Origin of the sequence: Acinetobacter nosocomialis NIPH 2119 (assembly GCF_000368085.1) — a bacterium.
In the GTDB taxonomy this organism is placed as follows: Bacteria; Pseudomonadota; Gammaproteobacteria; order Pseudomonadales; family Moraxellaceae; genus Acinetobacter; species Acinetobacter nosocomialis.
In genome coordinates, this window is sequence record NZ_KB849239.1 from 1,550,845 (window position 1) to 1,563,538 (window position 12,694).

General features: G+C 40.0%; 10 protein-coding genes and 1 pseudogene. 4 read left to right on the forward strand and 7 right to left on the reverse strand.

The window, feature by feature from the left end; translation table 11 throughout:
• Positions 1-174: 174 nt before the first annotated feature.
• The gene (locus F984_RS11285) at positions 175-1,977 is read right to left on the reverse strand and encodes an acyl-CoA dehydrogenase C-terminal domain-containing protein (protein WP_004709422.1); all 1,803 of its coding nucleotides are present in this window, start codon (positions 1,975-1,977) and stop codon (positions 175-177) included.
• A gap of 304 nt (positions 1,978-2,281) precedes the next feature.
• On the opposite strand from F984_RS11285, the gene F984_RS11290 reads away from it, so the two are divergent.
• Positions 2,282-2,731, forward strand: coding sequence for a PaaI family thioesterase (locus F984_RS11290; RefSeq protein ID WP_001984007.1), 450 nt, complete (start codon positions 2,282-2,284; stop codon positions 2,729-2,731).
• A gap of 20 nt (positions 2,732-2,751) precedes the next feature.
• Here the strand turns inward: F984_RS11290 and F984_RS0103860 are convergent.
• The 6 genes and pseudogenes from F984_RS0103860 to F984_RS11315 form a co-directional block, all read right to left on the reverse strand.
• A pseudogene (locus tag F984_RS0103860) lies at positions 2,752-3,969 on the reverse strand (MFS transporter).
• Between the two features lie 18 nt (positions 3,970-3,987).
• On the reverse strand, positions 3,988-5,304 hold the full coding sequence (gene dcaP / locus F984_RS11295) for an outer membrane trimeric porin-like protein DcaP (protein ID WP_004709428.1): 1,317 nt from the start codon (positions 5,302-5,304) through the stop codon (positions 3,988-3,990).
• A 37-nt stretch (positions 5,305-5,341) separates the two neighbouring features.
• Complete coding sequence (locus tag F984_RS11300; protein WP_000116037.1) at positions 5,342-5,995, reverse strand: 3-oxoacid CoA-transferase subunit B; 654 nt, start codon at positions 5,993-5,995, stop codon at positions 5,342-5,344.
• Positions 5,995-6,663, reverse strand: a complete 669-nt coding sequence (locus tag F984_RS11305; protein WP_002048307.1) for a 3-oxoacid CoA-transferase subunit A — start codon at positions 6,661-6,663, stop codon at positions 5,995-5,997. The genes F984_RS11300 and F984_RS11305 overlap by 1 nt, the downstream gene beginning before the upstream one ends.
• A gap of 47 nt (positions 6,664-6,710) precedes the next feature.
• Entirely contained in the window at positions 6,711-7,994 is a 1,284-nt protein-coding gene (locus F984_RS11310) for an MFS transporter (protein ID WP_002048335.1), read from the reverse strand.
• A gap of 58 nt (positions 7,995-8,052) precedes the next feature.
• On the reverse strand, positions 8,053-9,207 hold the full coding sequence (locus F984_RS11315; RefSeq protein WP_002157175.1) for an acyl-CoA dehydrogenase family protein: 1,155 nt from the start codon (positions 9,205-9,207) through the stop codon (positions 8,053-8,055).
• A gap of 312 nt (positions 9,208-9,519) precedes the next feature.
• Between F984_RS11315 and F984_RS11320 the strand changes: the two genes are divergently transcribed.
• The 3 genes from F984_RS11320 (at position 9,520) to F984_RS11330 (ending at position 12,684) form a co-directional block, all read left to right on the forward strand.
• The gene (locus F984_RS11320; protein ID WP_000116915.1) at positions 9,520-10,308 is read left to right on the forward strand and encodes an enoyl-CoA hydratase; all 789 of its coding nucleotides are present in this window, start codon (positions 9,520-9,522) and stop codon (positions 10,306-10,308) included.
• Between the two features lie 29 nt (positions 10,309-10,337).
• Entirely contained in the window at positions 10,338-11,099 is a 762-nt protein-coding gene (locus F984_RS11325; RefSeq protein WP_004709430.1) for an SDR family oxidoreductase, read from the forward strand.
• A gap of 61 nt (positions 11,100-11,160) precedes the next feature.
• Positions 11,161-12,684: a 3-hydroxyacyl-CoA dehydrogenase gene (locus F984_RS11330; RefSeq protein ID WP_004709431.1), complete on the forward strand. Its 1,524-nt coding sequence runs from the start codon at positions 11,161-11,163 to the stop codon at positions 12,682-12,684.
• The last annotated feature ends 10 nt before the right edge of the window (positions 12,685-12,694 follow it).

The following is a 12,694-nucleotide window of genomic DNA, read 5'->3' on the forward strand; positions in this document are numbered from 1 at the left end:
TCCAACATCAATATTTGATGAAAATTCACTTTTTAATGCTTATGTTAACCCTCTATTTATTTGGCTCAACTGGTTTTTCCTACCAAAAACTGATGAGTCTAAAATTACAAATTTAATTACTAGGTAAAATTTCGCATGTCAATTTCACCCAGTGATTCTAAAAATTACTAGTTGCTAAAATGCAAAAGCATCTTGATCGAGCTCCATCACAGGATCAGCTCCAGACTCAATAGAAGCAGCATGGCTCTCTGTACGATGTAAAAGTTTTTGATAGAAAAACTTAGCAGTCGTTAATTTTGCTTTATAAAAAGCTTCTTCTTGTGTACCCGATTCTAATTTTTCATGGGCAACTTGTGCCATTCGAGCCCACAAATACGCGAACACGACGTAACTAGAAAAATAAAGATAATCCACTGAAGCTGCCCCTATTTCTTCTGGGTTGTGCTTGGCTTTCTCTGCAATAGATTTGGTCAGTGACAGCCATTGCTGCTTAAGCTCAGCTAATTTTTCTAAATAAGGTTTTAAGACTTCATTTGATTGGTGCTGACTAATAAACTGATCAATTAAATCGGTCATGTTCTTTAGAAGTTTGCCTTCCGACTTGAGGACTTTACGTGCCAGTAGATCTAAAGACTGAATCTCGGTTGTACCTTCATACAATGTCGAGATACGTGCATCACGTACAATTTGCTCCATGCCATGCTCAACAATAAAGCCATGTCCACCAAATACTTGAACACCATGCTTTGCAGACTCATTACCCGACTCTGTTAAAAAGGCCTTAGCAATGGGTGTTAAAAAAGCCAATAATTCATCTGAGTATCTTTGCTGTACCTGATCGTTTGAGCTTTCCACAATATCGACATGCTGAGCCAGAAAGTAAGCCAGTGCACGACCACCTTCAGAAAAAGCTTTTTGTGTCATTAACATCGAACGTACAGCGGGATGTACAATAATTGGGTCGGCGTTTTTCTCAGGATATTTAGGACCGGATAGTGAACGCATAGCAAGGCGCTCTTTGGCATAACTTAATGCGCCTTGAAATGAAATTTCAGAAGCAGCAAGCCCTTGTACTGCTGTTCCAATACGTGCGGTATTCATAAAGGTAAACATACAATTAAGCCCGCGATTTTCCGGACCAATCAAATAACCTTTGGCACCATCAAAATTAAGTACACAGGTGGCATTGCCATGAATCCCCATTTTATGTTCAATCGCGCTACAAACGACTTTGTTACGGTCCAGCACCTGACCATCATCACTCACATTAAATTTAGGCACAATAAATAAAGAAATACCTTTAGTCCCTGCAGGTGCTTGAGGTAAACGGGCTAAAACAATATGAATAATATTTTCAGAAAGATCATGTTCTCCTGCTGAAATAAAAATCTTTTCGCCTGTAATGGAGTAACTACCGTCCGAATTTGGTTCTGCTTTTGTTCTAATTAATCCAAGGTCTGAGCCTGCATGTGATTCGGTTAGACACATGGTTCCGGTCCAGACACCACTAATAAGTTTAGTCAAAAACTTCTGTTTTTGTTGCTCGGTACCATGGTGCTCAATTGTTCTCATTGCGCCATGAGACAATCCCGGATACATTGCCCAAGCCCAATTAGAACCACATAACATTTCAGAAATCGCAATCCGCAGTAATGTTGGTAAGCCTTGCCCACCATATTCCCGATCGGCGGTTAATGAAGTAAACCCAAGCTCGGCATATTTTTGGTAGGCTTCTTTAAAACCTTTAGGGGTTGTCACCACACCTTGATTTAAATGGCATCCTTCCTGATCGCCATTTTGGTTAATCGGTGCCAATTCATTTTCACAAAAATCTGCTGCTGCCTCTAAGTATTGATCAATTAATTCTCGATTTACGCTTTCCTGATATTTGCTTAAACCTTGATAGTTCTGTTCTGTTTGAAGCATTTCATGCAGTACAAATTGCATATCGCGTAATGGAGCTTTGTATAAAGGCATAGTTTTTTCCTTTCACCTCTCTGCCTGTGTCATGGGCAGATAACGTTTTTCCTTAAAATGGACTTTTATTGTTTCAATCTCATCAAAATATCAAAAAATTTCTTATAGCAAAATATATTTTCACTAATTTAATAAAATTATCGTAACTTAGCCATAGGAATAAAATATAGATATATGTTTTAAATACAAATATAAGATAAAAAGTTATTAGTCTCGTTTTAAGTAGAATAAATTTATATTTTGTATTGCAAAATTTTATTCCGTAAAAATTCAATTTATAGTATGGTGATTAGACTGCTTAATCATGCAAGGACGATTTATGGAAAGCCCGAAATACACAGGTCTTGAGTTTTTAACCGCTTTAAAAAATGGTGAAGTTTCACCATCACCTATGGCTCACACCATACCGATGGAACTCGTTGAAGTTTCCGAAGGTAAAGCAACTTATAAAGTTACCCCTCGCAAAGAACATAGAAATATACAAGGCGGTGTACACGGCGGCTTTTGCGCTACAGCTTTAGATACAGCAACAGGCAGCGCAGCTCATACCCTACTTGAACATGGCGTTGGTTATGGAACTATTGATTTAAATGTAAAAATGATTCGTCCTATGCAAGTTGATACGTCTTACTATGCGACAGCCGAGTTGATTAATGCGGGCCGTAATATTATTAGTACTCAAGGTAAAATCGTAGATGAAAACGGCAAGGTGTATGCTTTTGCTTCGGCAACCTTAATGATTATTCGCAAATAATAAAATTTTAAAGCTCCTGTTTATGGAGCTTTTTCTTGCTTGGTAATCTTACCCATTTCATAAAAATCTAAGCGATCAATCACGAAACTTGTTATTGCCATTGCTAAACCTAAAGCAGCACATGCTTCCCATCCCCAGTGTTTCCAAGCATACACCGCAATAAAAGAACCTAAGGCGGCTCCACCAAAATATAAAGTCATATAAATTGAATTAATACGGGAACGTGCCTCGGCCGAAATCCGGTAGACCAGATTTTGGTTGAGTACATGAAATGCTGACAAACCAAAATACGCCATAATCACGCCAACAGCGTAGGCAACCAAAGACTGCTGTGCAAAAAATAGTGGTATCCATGCACTCATTAATAGTGCCATACAAACCAATGCAATCCTATTTTCAAGGCCTGCTGCAATTTTCTTGCCTGCCCATGGGGTCGCAAACACGCCAGCCAATCCAACAATTCCAAATAAACCGATCTGGAAATCGTTAAAATGATAAGGCTCATTCGCTAAAATAAAAGTCATGGTGGTAAAAATGAGAGCCAAAATACCAAAGCCAATTCCGCCAGCAAAACCACGGCGCAGCAAATGAGGCTGATGAACAGCTAATGAAAATAACGAACCATAAATCTGTAGAATATTGAGTTGATGGGATTTTCACGCCACTGGTAACTTTACCCACATTACCCAAGCAAACATCAAAATGACAATTCCGCTAATTAAATAAACCGCATGCCAAGACCAAACTGTAGAAAGTAAGCCTGCAATAGAGCGCGCCAATAATATTCCTAAGAACAAACCACTCATGAGGGTGCCTACAACTTGAGGGCTTTTTTTCGGGCTGGCTAAACCTGCGGCAAAAGGGACTAAAACTTGAGTCGCAATCGAAAAAAATGTAGCTAAAAAGGTAAAGCCATATAAAGCTGGTAAGGTTTGACTTAAAGATAACCCTACTTGTGCAAAACCCGTACAACACATGAGCAGGCAAATATAACTACGCTTTTCAAAAAAGTCTCCTAAGGGAACTAATATAAAAAGGCCAACTGCATATGACAGTTGGCTAATCACAATAGTTAAAGCGACCTGATCGGCATTGACTTTTAATGCTTCTGCAATGGAATAGATTAAGGGCTGATTATAATAGTTTGAACCCGCACAAATTCCACATGTCATTGCCATGATAAAAATAAAGCTTTTTGACAGTATATTTTCTGCATTGGGCTCAACTATTGTTTTCATCTTTAACTACGCCCTATTTTAGAATTTATACATTGATACAAAGTTTATGCGTGACACATCAGCGGTTCGGCCATCGAACACTTCACGTTTGCCTTGGTGATATTCCATCCCAATATCCATTTGCTCAATTGGAGAATAAAAGACGTTAGCAGCATAGTCCGTTAAGCGTTTATTAGCATCGGGGTTAAGTTTGGCATAAGCCGTGTCGTCATCATAATCAAACATTGAAGCCGATAAGTTCGCACGCCATTGCTCATTAAATTTATATGAATAGCCAATATTGACGCTATTCAACTTATTCATCACCAAATCTGTTTTATCTTCGTTTAAAGAAAAATCACCCGCAGCATTTAAACTTGTTGAATTTGCCAAACCACTTTGGGTGGTATACGGCATAAATTTTTGATCACCGACAATATATTGATAATTTGCTTGTACCGATTGTTGTGGTGTGAGTTGATATTTTAAGCCGCCTCCTGCACCCCAACTTACTTTCTTCACTGTGGCAGTGGCGACATCTGCGGATTTTTCATTGATAAAACCTTGCGCAAGAGCAGTTAAAGGACCTTGTTTAAAAGTATAGCGCCCCGTTAAAGATGGCAATGCCGAGACTCTCGAACCTGTATATTCCAAAGCTACTTTTAAATCATTATTGGCGTCGATTTTCCAGTCATAGCGAATTTGAGGAGTACGCGTATAGGAAGTTCCCACAAATTGGGTGTAATCAACAGCTTCTGTACGGGTTTCCATGTTAGACATGAGTGACCATGTTTGACCAAAGGTCCAGTCTTTATAGGTAAAAAATGCATGACGGATACGGAATTTACCATCCCCCGTTCCCATGTTAGAGCTATCAAAGAAATCGGCTTCAATATTTCCCGTCACAGCTTTATTTGGGCTATTAAAATAAACACCGAGTCGGCTTGCATTAATCATGGCATCAGAGCGTGCATGATTCGAACGTTTTTCATTTTCAAAAGGTGTTCGGTACAGACTGCTGGTCGTTCTACCGCCCGAGTCAGGTGATGATTTAAAATCGACCGCTGCATCAATACGGGCAATACCGTAAACTTTAACATTATCCGTCCAAGTAACCCATGAAGGAGCAACAGGCTTTTCTGTTACCGTTGCTTTAGTTTTTTCAATGTTCTCTTCGATCTTAACCTGTTTGACCTGTAAATTATTTTGAGTTTGTTTCTGAGCAGCAAGTTCTGCTTTTAATTTTTGCAGCTCGGTTTCTAGCAAATTAATTCTTTGTTCTGTCGTATCTGAAGAATTTGCAAAAATAGTCCCTGAAGCCGCAGCGCAAGCTGCAGCTAAAATTAATTTTTTCATCTTTTAATCCTTAAAGAAGCGTTTTTTCCGTGTGTATTTAGGCTACACGTGCATCAATTAGTTCACAGTCAGTAACTGCCTGTAATTCATCAAAAGTTAAGCCGTCTACCATTTCCTTGACGTAAGCTTTTTGGTCCTTGAGTTCAATAATGCATAAATCGGTGTAAATACGGTTTACACACTGCTCACCCGTTATTGGATAACTCAGTTCTTTTACAATTTTGGGCTCACCTTTTTTAGTCACATGCTCCATATAGACATAAATCGTTTTTGCACCCACTGCCAAATCCATAGCACCGCCGACTGCTGGTACATCATCTGCTTTACCGGTATGCCAGTTTGCCAAGTCTCCATTGACCGCAACTTGGAATGCACCAATCACGCAAATGTCCAAATGACCGCCACGCATAATGTCAAACGAGTCGCCATGATGCATAAAGCATCCACCGTCTAACAAAGTGACAAGTTCTTTTCCGGCATTTACCAGATCTTCATCTTCCTCACCCGGTTGTGGTGGAGGCCCAAAAGCCAAAACACCATTTTCCGAATGTAAAAAAATTTCTTTGTCTTTTGGCAAGAATTTAGCAACGTTGGTCGGTAAGCCAATGCCTAAATTGACATAAGAACCTTCCGGAATGTCATTGGCAATGAGTTTGGCAATATCTTCACGAGAACGCTTTTGAACTGACATTAGATATCTCCTACTTTTACAACGTGCTGAACAAAAATTCCCGGTGTAATAATGCACTCTGGGTCAAGCGTTCCTAGCTCTACGGTGTCATTCACTTGAACAATCGTGGTCTTGGCGGCTTTTGCCATGATTGGACCAAAATTGCGGGCCGCTTTGCGATAAGTTAAATTGCCCCAGCGGTCGGCTTTATCGGCATAAATCAGTGCAAAATCAGCTTCAAGTGGATATTCAAGCACATAGTTTTTACCGTTAATGGTTCGGGTTTCTTTGCCTTCGGCAATTTTAGTGCCATAACCAGTCGGAGTAAAAATAGCACCGAGACCAGCTCCTGCGGCTTGAATACGACATGCCAAATTACCTTGCGGAACCAGTTCCAACTCAATTTTTCCCGCTCTATATAAGTCTTGAAAAACAGTGGATCCTGCAGATTTCGGAAATGAGCTAATCATTTTTTTAACACACCCGGCAATAATCAGCTTGGTTAGACCACGGTCACCCGAAGCTGCATTATTGTTTACAATGGTGAGTTCTTTTTTTCCCAAATCGATTAAGGCTTCTATTAATTCAGCAGGTTGCCCCGTCACACCAAACCCGCCTGTCATGATGGTTGCTCCATCAGGAATAGCTTTTAAAATCGGTTCAATGTCACTGGTGATTTTATTTATCATCTCACTTGTCCCTTTTCATCCTTAATTTAAGGTGACAGATTGATCTGTCACTCTGCCTTTTGCGGGTTAAATAGTCGGTCTTTAATAAATAACAATGGAATTACACCGCAGATAAAATAAGCCGCAGCCATCACCAAAAGTCCTAAACCAATAGAACCGTTTTGCGATAGATAACCAATTGTTAATGGAGAGAAAATTGAAAGTACTTTGCCAATGTTATAAGCGCCGCCCACCGCCGAACCTCGAATAGAAGTCGGGAAGCTTTCTGTCATATAGGTGGCATTAATTGCATATGGAATACCGTAAAGGAAACCGAAAAACAGCATCATCCATAAAATGTTAGTTGGTGTATTTAAGTAAACAATGACTGGAATAAATAAGGCTGTACCAATGGTTCCAAAAGCGAATACAGCGCGGCGTCCTAATTTATCGGCAACAATTCCTGCAATTACTTTGGCGAACATCATAATCAGGAAAGTACCGACCATATACATGGCCATTTCTTTAAACTTGATGCCTAGATCAGACTCTAAATAAGCCGGTAACCAGTTACTTACGCCGTAATAACCAAACTGTAGTGCACCAGTACTAATAATCCAAAGTACAAACATGGTGCCATGCTTTTTATCTCTTAAAATCTCAAGATATGGATTTTGACGTTTTTTAGGTTGGCTACTTTGAGCTATTTCTAACGCTTTTAATTGACGCGCTTTTTTCCATGACTCAGGTTCAGGTACACATATGTGCATCAAAATTGATAACACTACAGGCGCAATTGCAATCCAGTAAAGGAAACGCCACCCGTGTTCAGGAATAATGTGTCCTGCTAGTAATGTCGCGAGTAAAGAACCTAAGGTATAACCTGTCATCAGCGTTGCCAAAACGGTAGAACGATGTTTGGTCGGAACCATTTCTGACATTAAAATATTACAGGCAATATAAAGTGCACCTAAACCCATCGCTCCAAAAGTTCTTAAAACTGCAAATTGCATATAAGAGTGTGTAAAGCCTAGCGCACAGGTTAAAACTGAAGAATAAGCAATAAAGAACACAATAATGCGAACCCGACCAAAACGGTCACATGCCCAACCACCAATGAGACCGCCCACGGCCGAGCCAAATAGAGTCAGGCTTCCTAATGTTCCAGCTTGCACACCAGTTAAATGAAATTCTGTTTTAAGACTAGTGAGGCTTAATGCCAAAAAACCTAAATCTGCCCCATCACATAAAAGTGTAAAAAAAGCGAATATAAATGCAGTAATCCAAATCTTTTTGGGCGTTTGAATAGCTTCAGTGCTACTCATATTTTCTGTCACAGTATTTGTTGTCATGTCCATATCCTCAGAAGGAACATGAGGCATCCCATGCCTCATGGCATTTGATTTTTTATTAGGCTGTAGCTTCCCTAATCATGTTTTTGGCAATAATAAGTTGTTGAACTTGCGTCGTTCCTTCATATAAACGGAACAAACGTACATCACGATAAAAACGTTCAATGGCATATTCACTGATATAGCCTGCACCACCATGAATCTGTACACAGCGGTCAGCAACGCGTCCGCACATTTCCGTCGCAAACATTTTTGCGCAAGAAGCTTCTGTGCTAATGTTTTCGCCATTATCACGGCGGCGAGCTGCATCTAAAACCATACATTTAGCGGCATATATTTCGGCTTTTGAGTCGGCAAGCATGGCTTGAATCAGCTGAAAGTTCGCAATAGGCTGACCAAACTGCTTACGCTCAATCGCATAATGCAATGCGTCGTTTAGCATGCGTTCAGCAACCCCAACGCTATAAGCACCAATGTGCAAACGTCCTTTATCCAGTACTTTCATGGCCGTTTTAAAACCGACACCTTCTACCCCACCAATCAGTGCAGAAGCAGGTACACGGCAGTTATCAAAAATTACATCACAGGTGTGTGAACCCTTTTGACCCATTTTTTGGTCAATTTTGCCCAAGGTAATACCTGGCGTATTCGCCTCAACTAAAAAAGCTGAAATACCTCCCGACCCTTTAATTTCAGGATTCGTTCGAGCCATTACAGTAAAAGTCGCAGCGTGGGGTGCATTGGTAATAAAACGTTTGGTACCGTTTAATACATAAAAGTCACCATCTTTTACTGCGCTGGTTTTTAAAGAGGCAGCATCAGAACCAGACTCAGGCTCGGTTAAACAAAATGAACCAATAATTTCGCCACTTGCATAACGCGGTAAATATTTTTGCTTTTGCTCTTCTGTGCCATCAATCAAAATCGCACTTGAGCCAATACCGTTATTGGTTCCAATTAAAGAACGGAAAGCCGGTGAAGTTTGCCCAAGTTCAAATGCAACTCTGACTTCTTCTTCCATGGTGATGCCTAAGCCACCATATTCTTCGGGAATTGTGAGTCCGAACAAACCTAGCTCACGCATTTGCTGCACAATGTCATCTGGAATTTTGTCTTTCTCTACCACTTCGTTTTCACGAGGGATCAATTCATTTTTTACAAAATCTCGAATTGTTGAAAGTAACTGCTCCAACATCCCTTCATCACGGATCATCTGTGATCTCCCTTTTTATATATTTCCATCGTATCCATCAGCCATTTCCAGCTGGTCTGGATACCATGCTTTTAAATCTTGTTTACTGCGGATGTGTTTCATAGTACGAGAACAAAAATACAAATTTCAAGCTTTTTTGAAAATTAATTTCGTTTAACGAAATTTAAATTTAGACCATTACCTAATATCAATAACTTATCTATTTTAAAAGATGATACGTACGCTATTAAGAGAAATAAGACTTGAAATAAATTCCAAAATAAGCATCATAAAAGGAATATAGTTTTGATATGCGAAACAAGGAATTCAAAAATGAGTGTGTCAACAGGGAATAATTTCGTAGAAGTCGACTTTTCTATTCAAAAAATAGCGGTTGTTAAAATTAACCGCCCAGAAGCTAAAAATGCTTTAAACGGTGAAGTTCGCAAACAACTAGCACAAGCTTTTACCGAGTTAAGTTTTAACGATGAGATCAATGCAGTTGTACTCACAGGTGGTGAAGAAGTCTTTGCCGCAGGTGCAGATCTAAAAGAAATGGCAACCGCAACTTCCACAGAAATGTTATTGCGTCATACCGAACGTTATTGGAATGCAATTGCCCAGTGCCCTAAACCCGTGATTGCTGCTGTAAATGGTTATGCATTAGGGGGTGGCTGTGAACTTGCAATGCATGCTGACATTATTATTGCAGGTAAAGGCGCAACCTTTGGCCAGCCGGAAATTAAAGTTGGTTTAATGCCGGGTGCTGGTGGTACACAACGTTTATTCCGTGCTGTGGGTAAATTCCATGCCATGCGCATGATTATGACAGGCGCCATGGTCAAAGCCGAAGAAGCCTATACCATTGGTCTTGTTTCACAAGTCACAGAAGATGACCAAACTATTCCAACTGCAATTCAAATGGCACAAAGCCTCGCAAAAATGCCGCCGATTGCCCTGCAACAAATTAAAGAAGTTGCACTAATGAGCGAAGATGTTCCATTAAATGCAGGCCTAACTCTAGAACGAAAAGCATTCCAGTTGTTATTTTCTACCGAAGATAAAAATGAAGGCGTTCAAGCTTTTATCGAAAAGCGTAAACCGTCGTATCAAGGGAAATAATTTAAAACCATAATAACAAAGGAATGAAAATGGCCAAAAAAGTATTAATTAGTGCAGGTGGTTCAGGGATAGGACGATGCATTGCCGAGGCATTTTTAAACAATCAGGATGAAGTTTTTGTTTGTGATATCAATGCTAAAAGCTTAGAACAATTTCAACAAGATTATCCAAAGCTACACATATATACCTGTGATTTAGCCGACCATGAACAAATTAAACTGATGTTTAGTCAAGCCATTCATAAAATTGGCGGTATTGATATTTTAGTCAATAACACAGGCATCTCAGGCCCGACCGTTGCAGCAGATGAGCTAAGTTTTGAGGATTGGAACACGGTGATTAATTTAAACCTGAATAGCACTTTTTTAATTACCCAGTTAGCCATTCCTTATTTAAAGAAAGCACAGGCAGGTGTGATTATAAATATGTCATCTATTGCCGGACGCTTAGGCTATCCATACCGATTAGCTTACTCCACCTCCAAATGGGGGCTGATCGGTTTTACCAAAACGCTTTCTATGGAACTCGGTGCAGACAATATTCGAGTTAACGCTATTCTTCCGGGTGCAGTCGATGGTGATCGGGTTCAGCGCGTATTACAAGCCCGTGCCGATGTAGCGCATACCTCACTTGAAGAAGTGACTCAAAATGCACTGAAAAATCAGTCGCTCAAATATTTTGTCAATCCAAAGCATATTGCAGATTTATGCCTATTTTTAGCGTCAGATAGTGGTCGCTCAATTTCAGGGCAAATCTTACCTATTGATGGTGATAAACAATGCTTAAGCTAAATCACCCAACCTTATTTTTCCGTTTAATTTCAAATATAGATTAATCATCAGGATGATCGACATGACTTATGATATTAAAAGCATGGCTGTGATTGGTGTAGGTGTCATGGGCAGTGGTATTGCTCAAATTGCTGCGCAGTCAGGTCATACCACTTATTTATATGATGCCAAAGCAGGCGCCGCAGAGCAGGCTAAAGAAAAACTGGCTGCTACATTTCAAAAGTTAGTCGACAAAAATAAGATTACGCCTGAGCAAGCAACAGCGGCAAATAACCATTTAATTGTTGCTCATCAAATTGAAGATTTAAAAAATTGTGACCTCATTGTAGAAGCAATTGTTGAACGTCTCGATATTAAACAAAGCTTGATGCAGCAGCTTGAAGACATTGTTTCGGATACTACTATTTTAGCCTCAAACACTTCTTCTCTTTCTATTACAGCCATTGCGGCAAACTGCAAAAAGCCTGAGCGTGTTGTGGGTTACCACTTTTTTAACCCAGTTCCACTCATGAAAGTGGTCGAAGTCATTCGTGGTTTAAAAACAGATCCACTTATTATTGATGCTTTAAACGATTTGTCTCGTGCATTTGGTCATCGTCCTGTTGTGGCAAAGGACACCCCTGGATTTATTATTAACCATGCGGGCCGTGCTTATGGAACTGAAGCGCTCAAAATTTTAAACGAGAACGTTTGTGACATCAGTGAAATTGACCGAATTTTACGTGACGGCGTTGGTTTTAGAATGGGGCCATTTGAATTAATGGATTTAACTGGCCTTGATGTTTCGCATCCTGTGATGGAGTCGATTTATCACCAGTACTATGAAGAAGCCCGCTACAAACCAAGCCCGCTGACCAAGCAAATGCTTGATGCCAAGCAACTTGGACGTAAGGTTAATCAAGGTTTTTATAACTATGAAACCGGTTCAAAAACAGGTGAACAACCAGCCAAATTGGTAGAGCGTTTAGCACAATATCCAAAAGTTTGGATCGCTGCCGATTTCCCTCAAGATAAGAAACAACTCGAAGATTATTTAACTCAGCAAAATATTGCCCTAGACACTAATTCTGAACCACAAACAGATAGCTTATGTTTACTCGCTTGTTATGGTGAAGATACAACTCAAGCAGCTACTCGCCTAGGAGTTAATCCAAAGCATACTGTTGCGATAGACATGCTTTATGGCATTGCAAAACATCGCACCTTAATGCCATCACTTGTTACCAAACCTGAATATCGTCAAGCAGCTCACTCTATTTTCAATTTAGATGGAAATATGGTCAGTATGATTAATGAAAGTATTGGCTTTGTTGCACAACGCGTTTTAGCCATGGTCATTAATTTAGGCTGCGATATTGCCCAGCAAAATATTGCCACAGTAGATGATATTAATGCTGCAGTACGTCTTGGCTTAGGCTATCCATTTGGACCAATTGAATGGGGCGATCAAGTCGGTAGCGAAAAAGTCTTACTTATTCTGAACCGTATAACAGCACTTACCCATGACCCGCGTTACCGCCCTAGCCCGTGGTTACAGCGTCGTGTCGCACTTCATTTACCTCTTACTTTTACTCACGAGTCTTGAAAAGGAATTT